Here is a 17521-nt window from a genome sequence, read left to right as displayed (position 1 = left end):
TCTCCATCCTTCGGGGGCAAGGCAGCGCACGGGCTGCATTGCCTGAAGGATAGAAAAGCCGGGGTCAGGCGGCCGTCAAGCCGACGTCAGGATTGCGTGAACTCGGCCGCAAAGACGATGCTGAAGCGGCTGCCGCCACCCTGGCGATTCGCGTAGACGAGCGAGGCGCCCAGGTATTCGCAGATGCGCCGGACCAGCGACAGGCCGAGTCCGGTCCCGGCCGAACCGCTGGAGGGGATCGCCATCGCGCCTTCGCCCAGCGTCAGCCGCACCGCATCCGGCAGGCCGCGTCCGGTATCTTCCACCGTGACGCGTCCGGGCTCGATCACGACCGTCACCTCGCCCTGTTCGGTGTACTGGCAGGCATTGCGCACCAGGTTGGCGATCGCCGACGCGCACAGCTCGGCCGGCGCGCGCACGCTCACGTCGGCGCTGCCGACACAGCGCAAGGTCACCGGCTTGTCCGCCACCATGGACTGGTAGCGCTCGGTCTCGCGGCGCGCGATCTCGCTCACCGACACCGGCGCGAACGCGCCCAGCTCGGGCGCGCGCGCCAGCAGCAGCAGGACCGTCACGCACTCGGTCGCTTCCTGGGCGGCGCGGTAGATGCGCTGGGCGGGCGCGCGCACCGCCGGGCCTTGCGCGCCTTCGATCAGGATCTCCGCGGCGCCCATGATGACCGTGAGCGGCGTGCGCAGCTCGTGGCTCACGTCGCCCGTGAAGAAGCGTTCGCGGTCGAGGAATTCGCGCAGCTCGGTGGTGTGCGCATCCAGCGCCCGCGCCAGCACGCCCAGCTCGTCGACACGCTCGGTATGCGGCGACGAGAAGTCGCCATGCCCGACGGCGTCCGCGAGTTCGCGGATCGGCGTGACGATGCGCCTGCCGACGAAGCGGCCCAGGAACAGCGCAAGGATGACGAAGCCGGCGAAGAAGGTGGCGAACATCGAATACACGAGCAGCTCGATCTGCTCGTAGTCGCTTTCGTGGTCGACCACGACGTAGGGGCCGAGCTCGTCCGCGCCGGACAGCACGTGCAGGCCGATGCCGTCGATCTCGGCCTCGGACACGCCGGCCGGCAAGCCGCGCAGCGAGCCCGGTATGTCCGCGCCGCGATGAAAGCGCAGGCCGGCGGGAAGATCGGCCGGCAGTCCCGCCGCGGCGCGCGGACGGGCCCATTTCTCGACCTCGGCCAGGCGCTCGTCGACCAGGTGCACCTCGATGCCCTCGACCACCAGCGCCGCCAGCACGGCAAAGAATACCGACAGCACGACGCCGAACAGGATGAAGGCGCCGACGATGGGTCGGCTCAGCGAATCAACCTTGCGCATCGGGCAAGGCGAGCCGGTAGCCCACACCCGGCACGGTATGGATCAGGGAGACGTCGAACGGCTTGTCGATGGCCTGGCGCAAGGCGTGGATATGGGTGCGCAAGGCGTCGCTCTCGGGGCGGTCGTCGCCCCAGACGGCCTGCTCGAGCGCTTCGCGCGGCACGATGCGCGGCGCCGCCGCCATCAGGCAGCGCAGCAGGATGTAGCCGGTCTTGGTGAGCACCACCCTGGTGCCGTTGCGCGAGGCATCCTGCTGGTCGGGATCGAACACCAGGCCGCCGAAGCGCAAGGCGGGACTGAACGCATGCTGCCCGCCCGCGCGCCGGGTCAGCGCCTTCAGGCGAACGTCGAGTTCGACCAGCGAAAACGGCTTGACCAGGTAGTCGTCGGCGCCGCTGTCGAAACCGGCCACCTTGTCGGGCAGGCTGTCGCGCGCGGTCAGCATCAGGACCGGCGTCTGCGTGCGCAACTCGGTGCGCAGTTTCTGGCACAGTTCGAGGCCGTTCAGGCCCGGCAGCATGACGTCGAGGACGATGACGTCATAGCTGTTTTCGGATGCCAGCGCGAGCCCGCCATAGCCGTTGCGGGCGGAATCGACCGTGTAGCCCTTCGGCTCGAGGAAGCCGTACAGGTTGGCCAGGATGTCGGGATTGTCTTCGACGATGAGGATGCGCATGCGGATATTGTAAGTGGAAATGGCGGATGCGCCGGCGCTGCCGGCCACCCGCCTTGCGCGGGGCAGGAATTGCTAGCGCGTCCGGTAGCGCTGCTCGCGGTACAGCAGCGACGGCAGCATCACGTGCGCCATCGCGCGGTCGAGCTCCCCCGTGGAGGGCGTGCCGCTGCCGGGATCGAAGCCGCCGCTGGCCGCGTCGTAGCGCGCGGCGAGCGGCGCCTGGCCGGGCCGCAGCACGGTCGCGTGCGATCCCTCCAGGTAGGCGAAATAGTCGTTGAACTGGATCAGCGCGCGGCCCGGCGTCTTCGCGTCCTTCGCGAAATCGCGCCCGATCATCGGGTGCGTGCTCGATACGCCCAGCAAGGACAGCAAGGTGGGAGCGAGGTCGACCTGGCTCGCGATGGGGGCGATGCGCTTCGGTTCGACGTCGGCGCCCAGGATCAGGCCCGGGATGTGGAATTTCTTGATCGGCACCAGACTATCGCCATAGACGCGGTTGTCGTGGTCGGCCACGATCAGGAACACGGTGTCCTTCCAGTAGGCCTGCTGCTTCGCTTCGCGGATGAACTTGCCCAGCGCGTAATCGGCATACTTGACCGCGTTGTTCACGGTCTGCTTGTCCGGGTCGTGCAATGTGATCTTGCCGTCCGGGAATTCGAACGGCTCGTGGTTCGAGGACGTGAAGATCAGGCTGAAGAACGGTTTATCCTGCGCATGCAGTTTCTTCAAGCGCTCGAGCGACTTGTCGAACAGGTCTTCGTCCGAAGCGCCCCAGCTGGCGACGAATCGCGGCTGCATGTCGCCGATATCGACGATGTTCTGGAAGCCATTGCCGGTAAAGAAGCTGCGCATATTGTCGAAGTGGGCTTCGCCGCCATACACGAACTCGGTGTGATAGCCCTGGCGGCCCAGCCCGTCGGCCAGCGTATAAAAATTGTTCTGCGACAGAGACAGTTTCACCGTGCTGCGCGCCGGCGTCGGCGCATAGCCGGCCACCACCGCCTCGATGCCGCGCACCGAGCGGGTGCCGGTGGCGTACAGCTGCTCGAACCACCAGCCCTCGTCCTTGAGCTTTTCCAGCTCCGGCGTCACCGGCAGGCCGCCCAGCGATTGCACGAAGGTGGCGCCCAGGCTTTCCTGCAACACGATGACCAGGTTGAGCGGTTTGGCGCGCTGGACCGCGGCCTGCTGGTAATGCAGGGTCGGCAGTTCCGGATTCGGGAAACGATAGTCGCGCAGCCAGGGCGCCGCCTTGACCTCGGTAAACACCTGTTCGCGCGGAAAGTCGCCATAGATCTCGGACGACTTGGCCTCGTTGCCCATCGAGCGGACCGCATCGAGCACCGACCAGGCCGAATTGATGACGAGCGAATTGACCATCGCATCGCCGGTCAGCGCGAACATGGCCGGATTGGCCGGACGATGGCCGGTGGTGGAGCGGATCTGCATGAAGACCAGCAGGCACAGGATGGGCCAGACCAGCAGCAGCTTGCGGCTCGGCCACAGCGTCATGCCGGCCGCAGTCCGCTTGAGCAGGCGCACCAGGGCGACGCCGAGCACGATGGTCAGCGCGCAACCCAGCAGCAGCGCGGTGCGAAAGCCATGCCACAAGGTCGAGAACACTTCTTGCGGATAACCCAGGTACTCGATGAACAGGCGGTTCGGCCGCGCATCGTATTGCATGATGAACTGGGGCGTGGCCACTTCCATGAACACGATGAAGATCAGCGCGAAGCCGGTCCAGGCCACGCTGGCGCGGCGCCACAGGCGGGCGCTGCGGGCGTGCGCCAGCAAGGGCGCCAGCAGCAAGGGGACGGCGAGGAAATAGCCAAGCAGGATCAAGTCGGCGCGCACGCCCTGCAGCAGGATCTCGGGCACGATGCCGGTCGCAGCCACACGCGGCCATTGCCATGCGAGTAATGCGATCCGAAAAGCCGACAGGACGAGCAGCCCGATGCACAACAACTGGACCAATGGCGCGAATGGACCGGCCCATTCGGTGAGGCGCGCCAGTCCGGCGGCGCGCTGGCGCGTAGTTGCCGGAGCGCTATTGATGCCCTTGGGCAGATGAAGTTTCTCGATGTTCATGATAGGCATGCTAGGTTGCATGCTGTCATCGAGATGTTAGTGAGGCGTTAAGGAAGCGTTAAATAGTGCGACGAGGAAAAGCGAGAATGAAAAAAGCCCGGCCGGCGAAAGCCGGCCGGGTCATGCGAGAAGCGCGCCGACGGCCCGCTTCTTGTCATCACGATCAGTCGCGGTAATCGCGGTAGTTGCGATATTCGTGACGGTCGCTCGAGCCACCCAGCAGCTTGGCCAGGATGAAGCCCACGCCGACCGCGGCCAGCAGCGCGCTGCCCGGGTTGTTCTTGACGTATTCCTTGCCCTGGGCCGACAGGTCCGAGCACTTCTCGCTCAGCTGGGCCGAGCCGCCACCGAATTTCTCTTGAGCCGAGCTCAGCAGACCGGTGACCTTGTCGACGCCGGCGTGGGCGCGCGAAGCCAGGTTGTCGACGACAGGCTGGGCGGCTTGCGCTGCCTTGTCGATGCCTGCGTGCACCTTGTCTGGCGAGATCGACGAGATCGCTGCCTTGATGCCGCCCGACGATTTATCGCCGTTCGCATCCGACGACGAAGCCGACGACGAGGACGACGAGTCCGACGATGGGGTCGACGATTGGCTCGACGACGATGCGCCCAGGCCACTGTTGCCCAGCGAACCGGTGCTGCCTGCCGCCGAGCTCATGTTCGACGACGACGACTGCGAGCCGATCGACGAGGACGACTGCGACGACGGCGAACCCGGCGCCGAGCCCGAGGTCGACGAGCCGGTGCTGCCCACGCTGCTGCCCATATTGCCGCTCGACGAAGCGCTTTGCTGGCTCGACGACGATGGCGACGAACCCGTGCTGCTCAGGTTCGACGACGCGCTCTGCTGGCTGCCCGACGAGGCGGTGGTGCCCTTGTTCAGGCTGGAATCCTGGCTTTTGCCGATGCTCGAACCGGCCTTGTTGGCGTCAATGCCTTTACCCTCGGTAGACTTTTGATTATCCATGATGTATCCCTCATAAAATGTGTGACCAACGCGGAGTAGACCGATATTCGACTATCACCACATTCTTCCTTGATTCAGTCCGATACATGACGCGGGAACGAAAGCTGCCTGCGGTACATCAATGGCTGCGCGGCTTCATGCCTAAGATCAGTTTATTGATTCACTGACCTCAAACCACCGCAAAGGTTCCATCAATGTCCCAGGCTCATCGTCCCTATCTCGGGGCGAGCGCCCTTCCAGGGCTCCGTCACGAGCGCAGTATCGAACCAACTGCGTCGCGATACAAAAAATACAATGGACCAGTACTAAGAGACCGTGCGCTGACTAACAGAGCCGTTCCATCCGCCTCAAAAGCTGCTTTTTATCAATGAGCAGCGGGATGAAACGCGTGTTGGCAGTACCATACGGGGTTTCGTCTTATCCGGGCGTCCAGTACGACATGACATGGCAGTAGAAAAAGTTACAGGCAGCCGCCTGCCGCCGCGCCAGGCCCTGCCGGCGGCGGCCGATGCGGCGGCGAAAAAGCAGGCCGAGGCCGAGAAAGCGGCGCAGGTGCGCGGCGTAGCCTCGATCGCTTCGATGCGCGACGCCATCCGCCAGGCCGCGCGCCAGCTTCCCCCGTTCACCGCCGTGCCGCGCCTGGCCCGGCTGGATGCGGCCGGCTTTCGTGCGCGGGCGGCGGCCGGCATGCCCTTCCTGGTCACCGGCATCGTCAAGCGCTGGCCGCTGGCCAGCCTGACACCGCAGGATTTGCGCGCGCAGTTCGGCCATCTGCCGGTGCGTGCGCGCGTCGGCGACTACGTCAATACGGCCTTCGCGCCGGATCGCGCGATGCGGGACATGTTGCTGCGCGACTACCTCGACCTGACGCCGCCCGACGCCACATCGGACCTGCCGCCCTATGTGGGCAACCTGTCGCTGCGCGAGCTGAACCGGCTGTGCCACTGGCCGACCTGGTTCGACAAGATGGGCCCTCCCCGCTTCTGGATCGGCCCGGCGCGCACGGTGACCCCGCTGCACTGCGACTACGACGACAATATCTTCGCCCAGCTGTGGGGGACCAAACGGATCTTCCTGGCGCCGCCGCACCATGACGCCTTTCTGTATACGCGCGAGGCCAATCCGCTGCTGTTCGGCTCTCCGTTCGACCCGGAAGCGCCCGACTTCGACGCCTTCCCGCTGGCGCGCCAGGCGGCGCTGGTCGAGATCATCGTGGAGCCCGGCGACATGCTGTACGTGCCGGCCGGCTGGTATCACCAGGTGCGGGCGCTGAGCTTTTCGCTGTCGTCGAACCGCTGGGCGCGCGGGCAGCCGCTCGCGCTGGGCTAGGCCACGCGGCCTACGCGGCCCGCTGCGATTCCTCGGCCGCCGGCGTGGCGGCGTCGGCGTCGTCCGGCACCAGGAACTCGGTCGACGGCCGGCCGTCGGCATTGTGCTGCACGATGCGGCGCGGGCGGCCATGGGCGTCGAGCCATACCTGGCCGATGCCGGCGCCGTTCCACAGGCGCTCGCCGCGCGTGCGCTGGTCGGGCAGACGCGGGCTGAGGGCCAGGTCGCGCCGCTTGGTGAACCAGTTCAGCGGAGAGCGCGGCGAATACAGCCAGCGGTTCAGGCGGTCGAGCCAGTCGAGCAGGCGGCGCGGGAATTCGTTCTTGATGCCGCTGCTGGTGATCTGCCACACGTGCTGCGGGCGGTCCGATTCGCGCACCTCGACGTCGTACACGAAGGAATAGTGCACGTCGCCCGACAGGATCACGTAGTTGCCCGGGGTGCGCGAGTGGCGGAAGATATTGAGCATGCTGCTGGCCGCACCACGGTGCGCCATCCAGTTCTCGGCGTCGACCGTGAGGGCCAGCCCGGCAAAGGTGGCGATGCGCTGCACCACCTCGATCAGCTTGACGCCGAACATCGGCGCCGCCGAGACGATCACGGCCGCCGTCTCGTCGAGCAGTTCGTGCTGCAGCTCGGTCAGCGATTCCCAGTCCATCAGGCCCGACGGATGGCCGGGCGTGCGCCGGTTGCGCCAGCGCCGCGTGCGCGTGTCGAGCACGATGATGGCGGGCTGGGTGCGCAGCATGTAGTCCCACTGGCGAAACGCGAGCAGGTGCTGGATCAGTGCGTCCTGCGCGCCCGGGTCGAGCCGGCCGCGCGCATCGGGCGCGGCGGTCAACGCCGCCATGGCGTCGAGCGCCTCGCCGAACACGTCGGGCCGGTTGCCCCAGCCCTGGCACAGCATATAGGCCGCCAGCGCATTGCCGATGATGCGGCGCGAGAACGGGTGCCCGTAGGCGGTGGTCTCCCACTTCGCCGACAGGTTCCAGTCGTCGGTGATGTCGTGGTCGTCGAAGATCATCAGGGTCTGCACGTGCGCCATCAGGCGCGCGGCGGCCGGCAGGTCGGCGCAGAAACCCTGCAGCGCCGCGCCTTCGCGCCGCCAGCGTTCGACGTGCTTCGGCGTCAAGGGCGGCATCGGCGGTTCGCCCACGATTTGCCACGGCGCCGGCGACCACACCAATAAATACATCGCCATCACCTCGGCCAGCGTCACCAGGTGGTTGTGGGCGTTGGCGGTGGTGAAGATCGGCTTTTCCGAGCCGCCGAAGAAGCGGTCGCGCAAGTCGTCGTTCGACTTGAACGCGGGCAGCAGGTCTTCGCGCCGGTAATAGCCTGCCGGGTGGGCATACAGCGCCTCGCTGTCTTCCACCACGGCGCCTTCCAGGCATTCGCCGTACAGGCCCAGGCGTTCGATGAGCGCATGGATGGCCGCCAGCATCGGGCCGGCCACGTCGTCGGCATACACCTGGTCGCCGCACAGCATGAGCATGGCGGGCCGCGCGTCGGCATCCCTGGCCTGGCCGGCCAGCAGCGCGTCGGCGCAGGCCAGGCCGTCGCGCGAGCGGTGGTGCGGCTTGCGGCAGGAACCGTAGAGGATGTCGTCCATGCGGCTGCGCAGCACGAAGCTGGGCCGGTCCGCCCCCGCGTGCAGCAGGTGCGGCGCCCAGTGCGCGATGCCGGCGCCGCCGTCCAGGACCAGGTCGTACTCGACCAGCACGTCCTGGGACAGCGGCTCGTCCAGCGCGACGTCGATCAGGTGCACGTATGCATGGCGGCCGACGCGGACGACGCGGCACGCCGCGCCGTCGAGCCGCAGGCGGCGCGCCGGGCCGCCCTGCGGCGCCAGCGCCAGGGTCAGGTCGAGCGCGTCGCTGCCGACGAGCCACAGCACCAGGCGGCCCGGCTCGAGGCGGCGCAGGATGGGGCCGGCCAGCACGGGCGGGAGGACGGTGGAAGGAACAGTCTGGATCAACGCGGCACGGTCATCAAGGGATACGATCGGCCGAGTGTAGCAGATGGCGTTCGCTCATCCGCGCGCGATCACGAGCAGGCCGGCGACGATCAGCCCGCAGCCGGCCAGCTTGGCCGGGGTGAGCGCCTCTTGCAGGAACAGCCAGCCCAGCACCATCGCGATCACGACGCTGCCCTTGTCGATCAGGGCGACGGTGGACACCTGCCCTTCCTTGATCGCCTTATAGTAGAAAATCCACGACAGCGCGGTGGCCACCGCCGAACCTGCCAGCCAGGCGATATTGGCCGGGGTGAGCGCCTGCAGCTCGCGCGCCGGCACCACGGCGGCCGCGAACAGCAGCACGAACACGAACACGAAGCAGGTGCGCACCGCCATGCCAAGGTCGCCCGAGATGCCGGTGAGGCCAGGCTTGGCGATGACGGCCGTCACGCCGGCGAACAGCATCGACAGGAAGGCGTACACCACCCAGCGTTCCATAGCCGTCCTCGTCAGTAACTCATTAGTAATAAACGCAGATGCGCTGGCCGTCGACCTCGTGCACCCGGATGTCGAGCTGGTACAGGTCGCGCAGCACCTCGGGCCGGATCAGCTCTTGCGGCGTGCCGTGGTAGGCCACCTTCCCGCCGCGCATGGCGACGATGCGGTCGGCGTAGCAGGACGCGAAGTTGATGTCGTGCAGGACCAGGATCACGGTCTTGCCCAGTTCGCGCGAGGTGCGGCGCAGCAGCCCCATCATGTCGACCGCGTGGCGCATGTCGAGGTTGTTGAGCGGCTCGTCGAGCAGCACGTAGTCGGTGTCCTGGCACAGCACCATGGCCACGAAGGCGCGCTGGCGCTGGCCGCCCGAGAGCTGGTCGAGGTAGCGGTCGGCCAGCGCTTCCAGGCCCAGGTAGCCGAGCGCGCGTTCGACGTGAGCCGCATCCTCGACCGTCGGCCGGCCCTGCGTGTGCGGATAGCGGCCGAAGGCGACCAGGTCGCGCACCGTCAGGCGCATCGGCAGGTGGTTGTCCTGGCGCAGGATGGCCAGGCGTTTCGCCAGTTCCTTGCTATCGCCCTTGACCACGTCGATGCCGTCGACCAGCACCCGGCCCGCGCTCATCGGCAGCAGGCGGCTGATCATCGACAGCACGGTCGACTTGCCGGCGCCGTTGGGGCCGATGATGGCGGTGACGCCGCCGGCCGGCAGGGTGAGCGTCACGTCGTCGACGACCACGGTGTCGGCATAACGCTTGCTGATATGGGAAATCTCGATCATCTAGGACTTTCTACGGGTGATCAGGAACAGGAACAGCAGGCCGCCCACGAACTCGATGACGACGCTGACGGTGGCGTTCAGTTCGAGCACGCGCTCGAGCAGCACCTGGCCGCCGACCAGGAACACCACGCCCCACAGCACCGCCATCGGCAGCAGGTAGCGGTGCTTGCCGGAGCCGGCCGTCACATAGGCCAGGTTGCTCACCAACAGGCCGAAGAAGGTGACCGGGCCGACCAGGGCGGTCGACACCGACACCATCACCGCGATCAGGGCCAGCGTCAGCATCACCGTGCGCCGGTAATCGATGCCGAGGTTGACCGCGATCTCGCGGCCCAGCGTCAACACGTCGTACTGGTGGCGCAGGCGCCAGGCCAGCAGCGAGGCCAGGCCGATGGCGACCGCCGCCACCCACAAGAGGCCCGTCTGGATCGTATTGAAGGACGCGAACATGCGGTCTTGCAGCACCATGAACTCGTTGGGATCGATCAGGCGCATCACGAAGCTCGACAGGCTGCGGAACAGGAGTCCGAACACGATGCCGGCCAGCAGCATCAGGTGCAGGCTGTGCGCGGCGCCGTTGAACAGCGCCCGGAACAGCAGGCAGGCGAAGCCCGTCATCAGCACCACCTCGATCGCGAAGCGCAGGTTCGGGTTGCCCGTCTCCGTGAGCGGATCGAGGCCGAGGCTGAAGATGATCGTGGCCTGGATCAACAGGTAGAGGGCGTCGAAACCCATGATCGACGGCGTCAGGATGCGGTTGTGGGTGATCGTCTGGAACAGCACGGACGAGACCGCGATCGCATACGCCACCAGCAGCATGGCGGCCAGCTTGGCGCCGCGGAACGGCAACACGAAGTCCCAGTTGCCGCCGGCGCCGATCAGCATGAAGGCGGCGACGACGGACAGCGCCAGCGTTGCGAGCAGGGCCAGGCGCGCTTTGGGGGATATATCAAGCGTCACGTGAACGACCTCGCAGCAACAGGAACAGGAACAGCGCGCCGCCGATGATGCCGACGACCGTGCCGATCGGGATCTCGTACGGATACACGACCAGGCGGCCAATGATGTCGCAGGCCAGTACGAACAGGCCGCCGAGGAGCGCGACCCAGGGCACCGAGCGGCGCATATTGTCGCCGAACAGGATGCTGACCACGTTCGGCACGATCAGGCCCAGGAAGGGAATGCTGCCGGCCGTGACCACCACCACCGCCGAAATCGCCGACACGATGAGCAAGCCATAGAAGGTCAGGCGCTTGTAGTTCAGCCCCAGGTTGGTGGTGAACTGCTGGCCCATGCCGGCCACCGTGAAACGGTCGGCCGCGACCCAGGCGGCGAAGGCCAGCACCGCGCCGAGCCACAGCAGCTCGTAGCGCCCGCGCAGCACGCCGGAAAAATCGCCCACGGTCCAGGCGTGCAGGGTCTGCAGCATGTCGTAGCGGAAGGCGAAGAAGGTCGTCACCGCCTGGATCACGCCGCCCAGGATCAGGCCCACCAGCGGCACCAGGTAAGGTGAGCGCAAGGGGATGCGGCGCAACAGGCCGAGGAACAGGAAGGTGCCGGCCATCGCGAAGGCGGCCGCCACCAGCATCTTGCCGAACACCGGGGTATCGGGCGCCAGCAGCGCCAGCACCAGGACGCCCAGCGTGGCGGCCTCGATGGTGCCGGCGGTGGACGGTTCGACAAAGCGGTTTCGGACCAGCATCTGCATGATGAGGCCCGCCACGGCGAGGGACATCCCGGCCAGCAGCAGGGCCAGGGTACGCGGCAGGCGGCTGACGACCAGCAGTTGCCAGTCGGTCGACTGCGTGCCCGCGAGCAGGCCGGCGAAGCTGAAGTCGCCGGCGCCGATGGCCACGCTCAACGCGACAAGCGCCGCCGTCAGTAATAACGGCAGCGCCAGCCAGGCGTGCGAGATGTGACGAGGGGCACGCGCGCTGGCGTGGCCCCCGGCTTGGCGCATCATGGCGCCCCGCCGCAGAGCGGCGGCTTGTTTACAACCATTGCAATCAGCGTCCCGCGGTGTTCAGTGCGCGCGACAGCTGGTCGACGTTCTCCTGCAGCGCGGTGATGCCGGCGCCGCCCAGGGTGTACCAGTTCAGGCCATCGAGGTAGACCACGCGCTTGTTCTTCCAGGCGTTCGACTGGCGCACCAGTTCGTTGTCCAGGAATTTCGCGGCGGCGGTGCCTTCGCGGCCGATGGCGGCGTCGCGGTCGATCACGAACAGCCAGTCGGGATTGGTCTTCTGGATGAATTCGAAGGAGATCGCCTGGCCGTGGTTCGAGGTGTCGAGCTTGGCCACCGCCGGCTTGATGCCGAAGGTGTCGTGCAGGACGCCGAAGCGCGAGCCCGGACCGTAGGCGCTCATCTTGCCGCCGGTGGTCAGGACGATCAGGCCGGCGCCGGCCGTTTCGGCCTGCTTCTTCAGGGCGGCGATCGAGCTGTCCAGCTTGGTGGTAAGTTCCTTGGCGCGCGCCTGCTTGCCGAACAGGCCGGCCAGGGTATTCACGTTATTCTTGGCGCTGGCCACCAGGTTGGTGCGGTCCGGGGTCAGGTCGATGGTCGGGGCGATCTTGGCCAGCTGCGCGTACTTGGCCTGCGAACGGCCGCCGACGATGATCAGGTCGGGCTTGGCGCCGTGGATTTTTTCATAGTCCGGCTCGAACAGGGTGCCCATCTTGGGGGCGCTGTTGTAGCGCGCCAGGTGGCGCGGCAGCGGACGCGCGGTGGTGCTCATGGTCGGCACGCCGGCGACATTCACGTCCAGCGCCGACAGGTTGTCCAGCGTGGTGGCGTCGAGCACGATGACCTTCTTCGGATTGGCCGGGACCGCGGTGGTGCCGCTGGCATGCTTGATCTGCACGGTGTTCTGGGCTTGCGCAGGCAGCGCGCCGAAGGCCAGGGCGGCGCCGACCGCCAGCACTGCGCGGCGGCCTTGGAAGATGTTCTTGATGGTCATGTCGGTATTCCTGTCTCGTTCAACAAATGGGGTATATAAAAGCGTGTGGTCAGAAGCGTGTGGTCACCCCGAGCCACAGGCGGCGACCGTCGCCGACCGTGTTGTAGGTCAGCTCGTCCAGGCGCTTGTCGCTGACGTTGAACAGCGCGGCCTTGATGGCGACGCTGCGGCTCCAGTCATAGGTCATGCCGATGTCGCCGATCGTGTAGTCGCCGTATTCCTTGGCGCCGTTGGGCAGGGTCACGCCATTGCTGCCCGACCGCGCGGCGGCATTGATCTCCTTGCCGTTGTAGGTGACCGAGGCCCACAGGTCGAGCGCGTCGGTGACGTTCCAGTCGGCGCGCAGCGTGCCGCGGTGCTTCGGGGTGCGGGTCAGCGCATAGCCGGCGTAGGCGCCGCCCTTCTGTTCCGAATCGGTATAGGTGTAGTTCGACTTGAACGACAGCGCGCGCAGCGGCTGCCAGGTCAGGCCCAGTTCCAGGCCCTGGATCGTGGCGTCGTCGATGTTGTAGCTGTACCAGAGGCGGTAGTTCGGGTCTTCCGACCAGCGCGCGATCGAACCGTCGTCGTTGTAGATCAGCGCGTTCGCCACCTTGTCCTTGAAGTCGGTGTAGAACAGCGTCGCATTCGCCTGGATGCCGGCCTTGTTGTTGTAGTGGGCGGACAGCTCGTAGCTGGTGCTGGTCTCGGCCTTCAGGTCCGGGTCGCCGATGATGACGCCGCAGGTGCCGTTCGGGCCATAGGTGCAGCCGCCGCCGCCGGTGGTGTAGGCATAGCCCGGCGCGATGTTGCGGATTTCCGGCGCGCGGAAACCGCGCGAGACGCCGCCCTTGATCGTCACCGCGTCGCTGGTATGCCACACGGCGTACAGGCGCGGCGACCAGTGGTTGCCGTAGATTTCGTGGTCGTCGGCGCGCAGGCCGGCGGTCAGCGCCAGGGTGTCGGTCAGGCTCCATTCGTCTTCGACGAACAGCGCCTTCTGGATGATGCTGAAGTGCTCGTCCACGCCGGTGCGGCGGCCCGGGTTCTGGTCTAGGAGTTCGCCGCGGTTGTACTGGCCGCCGATCACCAGGAAATGGTCGCCCAGGCGGGTGTTGAGCTTCGCGTCCAGCACCGTGTTCTTGATTTCCGGCGCGCGCGTGTTGCGGATGTAGTCGCCGGCGCGGTCTTGCGCGTAGGTCTCGCGCTGGCCTTTTTCCTGGGTCAGGGCGACCTGCGAGGTGGCCCAGCCCCAGCGCCCGTTGTGCGACAGCGACCAGTGGTCGCGGCTGTGTTCCTGGCGGGTGTTGGCAGCGTTCGGCGCCAGCACGCCACCCGCCGAGCTGTGTCGCTTGAGCTCACTCTTGCCGGCTTCGAGCAGCACGTCGTGGGCGGCGTTCGGGGTCCAGGCCAGGCGCGCGGTCAGGTCGCGGTCCTTGGCGCCGTTGAAGCCGTTCAGGATCTCGTCCTCGGTGCGCTTGTTCTGCTTGCCCCACAGCTGCAGGCCGAGGACGTTGCTGGCGATCGGACCGTTCAGGAAGAACTGGCCCTGGGTCGAGTTGCCCGAATCGCTGTGTTCCTGCAGGGTGCCGTCGACGCCGAGCGAGCCGCCCCAGGCCTTGGCGACCTTGCGCGTGATGATGTTGATCACGCCGCCCATGGCGTCGGAGCCATACAGCGAGGACATCGGGCCGCGCACGACTTCGATGCGCTCGATCGCCTCCAGCGGCGGAATGAAGCTCTGCTCGTAGCCGGCGTTGCCGTTGGTGCGCGCGTCGCGCGTCGACTGGCGCTTGCCGTCCACCAGGATCAGCGTGTATTGCCCCGGCAGGCCGCGAATCAGGATATCCTGTTCGTTGGCGACGCCGGTGACGGTGACGCCCTGGACGTCGCGCAGCGCGTCGGTCAGGTCGCGAAACGGACGCTTTTCCAGGTCTTCACGGGTGATCACGGTGATGCTGGCGGGAGCGTCGGTGGCCGACTGCTCGAAGCCGGCGGCGGTCACGACGACGGTCGGCACGGTGCCGGACGCGCCGGCGGCTTGCGGGTTGAAATCCGGTGCTTCCGGTGCGGCGTGGGCGCTCAGGGCCAGGGCGCCGTGGAGCGCCGCCGCGATGGTCGTCCGTTTGAACCATGCCGTTGTCGTGTGCTGCATACGCTTCGTTCTTTCTCTGTCGCTCAAAATTCTTTTATACGGCGAACACCTATTGCCAGGCCCGTTCGCGGTGAATGATAATGATTATCATATGCAATTAACCGCCAGAAAGTTTGTCAAGTTGTGGCAAGTCTTGATATTCCAGCAATGAATCCTGTTTCCACTTCATCCCGTATCCTCGTGGTCGACGACCACGCCGACATCCGCGACCCGCTCGCCGCCTTCCTGCGCCGGCACGACCTGGAGGTGCTGACCGCCGCCGACGCCGCGACCGCGCGTACGCTGCTGCGCCAGCATCGGATCGACCTGGTGGTGCTCGACGTCATGCTGCCGGGCGAGGACGGCCTGTCGCTGTGCCGCCACCTGGCCGAGACCAGCAGCACGCCGGTGATCCTGCTCACTGCGATGGCGAGCCAGGAAGACCGCGTCGCCGGGCTCGAGATCGGCGCCGACGATTACGTCACCAAGCCCTTCGATCCGCGCGAACTGGTAGCCCGCATCAAGGGCATGCTGCGGCGCCTGAGCCGCGCCGCGACCGGCTGGCACGGCCGCCGCTACGCCTTCGGCGACTGGACCCTGGACATGGCCAGGCGCGAGCTGGTTGACGCCGGCGGCGAACCGGTGGCATTGAGCACGTCGGAATTTCGCCTGCTGGGCGTGCTGGTCGAGCGCGCCGGAAAGGTGCTCAGCCGCGACGAGCTGCTCGACCTGACGCGCGACGGCGAGGTGCAGAACTTCGACCGCAGCATCGACAGCCAGGTCAGCCGGCTGCGCAAGAAGCTGGAAAGCGATCCGCGCCGGCCCCGCCTGCTCAAGACCTCGTGGGGCGACGGCTATGTGTTCACGGCCGACGTCAAGCCGCTGCCGGCGGCAGGCTGATGCGCCTGATCCCGAAGACCATGGGCGGCCAGCTGGTCGCGACGCTGCTGGTGGCCGTGCTGCTGGCGCACGCCGCCGCCATCGTGGCGCGCCAGCTGGCCCCGGACGCCATGCATCCGCTGGCCGCGCGCTACATGCTCGACCGCATGGCCGGGATCTACCAGTCGCTGCGCCTGTCGCCGGACAAGGGAGAAGAGATGCTGGCCGCGATCGGCTCGCCGAGCGCGCGCTTCTGGCTGGCCAGCGGCGCCAGCTCCACCAGCCTGGCGATGAACGAGGCCGAACGCAAGCAGGCGCAGGCCCTGGCCGAGCGCCTGTCCGGCATGTCGGCGTCGGCGCCGGCGCCGCGCAGCTGGGTGCAGCTGACCGACCATGCGCCGGGCGACGATGGCGTCAAGCAGGCCGGCATGCTGGCCTCGGTCGAGCTGCCGGACGGACGCTGGCTGGTGGGCTACCAGCAGTCGCCCGGCGGCAGTCCCTGGTGGCGTCCGCTGCACTTCTCGATCCCGGTGAGCACCCTGCCGGTACTGCTGGTGGCGCTGCCCTTCATCGGCCGCATCCTGCGTCCGATCCGCGCGCTGGAGCGCGCCGCCGAGCGCTTCAGCCGCGGCGAGCACGACGGCCCGCTGCCGGTGACCGGGCCGCGCGAGGCGCGCGAGCTGACGGTCGCCTTCAACACGATGGCCGAGCGCCAGCAGCGCTTCATCGAAGACCGCACGCGCATGCTGGCCGCGATCAGCCACGACCTGCGCACGCCGATCACCTCCCTGCGCGTGCGGGTGGAACTGATCGACGACCCCGAGCTGCGCGCGGCGATGATCCGCACGCTCGAGACGATGGGCCTGATGGTCGAGCAGACCTTGCGCTTCGCGGCCGAGGACTGCGTCGGCGAGCCGTCGCAGGACGTCGACCTGGCGGCGCTAATGCGCGAGCTGGCGGCGGAGCTGGCGCGTCCCGGAAAGCGCATCCGCTACGCCGGCCCGGACCGGCTGCCCTACCGCTGCCGCCCGATCGCCCTGCGCCGCGCCGTGGGCAACCTCGCCGAGAACGCGATCCGCCACGGCACCGAGGTCACGCTGTGCGCCAGCGCGCCGGGGGATGACCGCGACGTGATCCTGGCCGTGATCGACAACGGCCCCGGCATTCCCGAGGCCGAGCTGGACCGCGTCTTCGAACCTTTCGCCCGCCTCGACAGCGCCCGCTGCCGCGACACCGGCGGCGACAACGGCCACGGCGGCGCCGGCGGCAGCGGCGTCGGCCTCGGCCTCTCCATCGCCCGCTCCTGCGTCGAAGCCCACGGCGGCACCCTCACCCTGACCAACAACACCCCCGGCCTCACCGCCACCATCACCCTCCCACCTGACTATTCCCAATGAGGGTCAGAGTAGAATTGTTGAGCAATTTCTCCGCAATCCCGATAATGAGGGTCAGAGTAGAATTAATTCCCAATAACTCGCAATCAACTATTATCCGGGCCATGTTCACAGCGCCCGCTTTAAAAGAAATTGCAAAATAATTCTACTCTGACCCTAATGCCGCTAAGTTAAGGTTTTCTCGATAGCCGTTTTTCTGGATACCGTTGAGCTACTGCCTTAACGACGCGGTCAAATTTTCGTCCGGGTCGTTGCGCTTTCAGTTCAAGTACCAACCGTCCACGTAAGCGCTTAAGCATCTCCGGTATCCTCCCTTGTGCTGTTGCTGGGCCCGTCATCATCAACTCGTTCTGGATGGTCATCAGGGCAGTAGTAAAACTGATGCTCGTCGGTTCGCATTTCGCTTCCAGCGCGGCCTTGGCGATCTCAACGCGAATCAGGTTATAAGCGATCATCGCCCCCCAGATTTCCTGCTCGGTACCGCTGACCGTCATGCTGCGCAGAGTCAACTCCGAGCCCATCATTGACTGCTTCAGTTCCCTATAACTTGTTTCGAT

14 protein-coding genes and 1 pseudogene are annotated in these 17521 nt (G+C 66.7%); 3 read left to right on the top strand and 12 right to left on the bottom strand.

What is annotated here, in order from left to right:
* Nucleotides 1–86: 86 nt before the first annotated feature.
* The 4 genes from HMPREF9710_RS08495 to HMPREF9710_RS08480 form a co-directional block, all read right to left on the bottom strand.
* A complete protein-coding gene (locus tag HMPREF9710_RS08495; RefSeq protein ID WP_005665573.1) occupies nt 87–1328 on the bottom strand; it encodes a sensor histidine kinase in 1242 nt (413 codons plus the stop codon).
* Nucleotides 1315–2004 carry a response regulator transcription factor gene (locus tag HMPREF9710_RS08490; protein WP_005665572.1) on the bottom strand — a complete coding sequence of 230 codons (690 nt, stop codon included), beginning with the start codon at nt 2002–2004 and terminating at the stop codon, nt 1315–1317. Before HMPREF9710_RS08490 ends, HMPREF9710_RS08495 begins: the two co-directional genes overlap by 14 nt.
* Before the next feature lie 72 nt (nt 2005–2076).
* Entirely contained in the window at nt 2077–4101 is a 2025-nt protein-coding gene (locus tag HMPREF9710_RS08485) for an LTA synthase family protein (protein ID WP_229409749.1), read from the bottom strand.
* 154 nt (nt 4102–4255) lie between these two features.
* The gene (locus tag HMPREF9710_RS08480) at nt 4256–5059 is read right to left on the bottom strand and encodes an ElaB/YgaM/YqjD family protein (RefSeq protein WP_005665570.1); all 804 of its coding nucleotides are present in this window, start codon (nt 5057–5059) and stop codon (nt 4256–4258) included.
* 444 nt (nt 5060–5503) lie between these two features.
* On the opposite strand from HMPREF9710_RS08480, the gene HMPREF9710_RS08475 reads away from it, so the two are divergent.
* Nucleotides 5504–6388 carry a cupin-like domain-containing protein gene (locus HMPREF9710_RS08475; protein WP_005665569.1) on the top strand — a complete coding sequence of 295 codons (885 nt, stop codon included), beginning with the start codon at nt 5504–5506 and terminating at the stop codon, nt 6386–6388.
* Nucleotides 6389–6398: 10 nt separating this feature from the next.
* Here the strand turns inward: HMPREF9710_RS08475 and HMPREF9710_RS08470 are convergent, their stop codons facing one another.
* From HMPREF9710_RS08470 to HMPREF9710_RS08440, 7 genes are all read right to left on the bottom strand, one after another.
* On the bottom strand, nt 6399–8330 hold the full coding sequence (locus HMPREF9710_RS08470) for a metallophosphoesterase family protein (protein ID WP_005665568.1): 1932 nt from the start codon (nt 8328–8330) through the stop codon (nt 6399–6401).
* Nucleotides 8331–8420: 90 nt separating this feature from the next.
* A complete protein-coding gene (locus HMPREF9710_RS08465) occupies nt 8421–8843 on the bottom strand; it encodes an EamA family transporter (protein WP_005665567.1) in 423 nt (140 codons plus the stop codon).
* A 22-nt stretch (nt 8844–8865) separates the two neighbouring features.
* Entirely contained in the window at nt 8866–9621 is a 756-nt protein-coding gene (locus tag HMPREF9710_RS08460) for an iron ABC transporter ATP-binding protein (RefSeq protein ID WP_005665566.1), read from the bottom strand.
* A complete protein-coding gene (locus HMPREF9710_RS08455; protein ID WP_005665564.1) occupies nt 9622–10581 on the bottom strand; it encodes an iron chelate uptake ABC transporter family permease subunit in 960 nt (319 codons plus the stop codon).
* Complete coding sequence (locus HMPREF9710_RS08450) at nt 10571–11581, bottom strand: ABC transporter permease (RefSeq protein WP_051205062.1); 1011 nt, start codon at nt 11579–11581, stop codon at nt 10571–10573. The genes HMPREF9710_RS08455 and HMPREF9710_RS08450 overlap by 11 nt, the downstream gene beginning before the upstream one ends.
* 46 nt (nt 11582–11627) lie before the next feature.
* Complete coding sequence (locus HMPREF9710_RS08445; RefSeq protein ID WP_005665560.1) at nt 11628–12578, bottom strand: siderophore ABC transporter substrate-binding protein; 951 nt, start codon at nt 12576–12578, stop codon at nt 11628–11630.
* Nucleotides 12579–12627: 49 nt separating this feature from the next.
* Nucleotides 12628–14712, bottom strand: coding sequence for a TonB-dependent receptor domain-containing protein (locus tag HMPREF9710_RS08440; RefSeq protein ID WP_005665558.1), 2085 nt, complete (start codon nt 14710–14712; stop codon nt 12628–12630).
* 147 nt (nt 14713–14859) lie between these two features.
* On the opposite strand from HMPREF9710_RS08440, the gene HMPREF9710_RS08435 reads away from it, so the two are divergent.
* Both HMPREF9710_RS08435 and HMPREF9710_RS08430 read left to right on the top strand, forming a co-directional pair.
* Entirely contained in the window at nt 14860–15591 is a 732-nt protein-coding gene (locus HMPREF9710_RS08435; RefSeq protein ID WP_005665557.1) for a response regulator, read from the top strand.
* Nucleotides 15591–16967 carry an ATP-binding protein gene (locus HMPREF9710_RS08430; protein ID WP_005665555.1) on the top strand — a complete coding sequence of 459 codons (1377 nt, stop codon included), beginning with the start codon at nt 15591–15593 and terminating at the stop codon, nt 16965–16967. Before HMPREF9710_RS08435 ends, HMPREF9710_RS08430 begins: the two co-directional genes overlap by 1 nt.
* Before the next feature lie 167 nt (nt 16968–17134).
* On the opposite strand, the pseudogene HMPREF9710_RS08425 reads toward HMPREF9710_RS08430, so the two are convergent.
* Nucleotides 17135–17521: pseudogene (locus HMPREF9710_RS08425) on the bottom strand (IS4 family transposase); the annotation flags it as partial.

This window comes from Massilia timonae CCUG 45783 (assembly GCF_000315425.1).
Lineage (GTDB): Bacteria > Pseudomonadota > Gammaproteobacteria > Burkholderiales > Burkholderiaceae_D > Telluria > Telluria timonae.
This window is presented reverse-complemented; position numbering and strand designations above follow the sequence as displayed.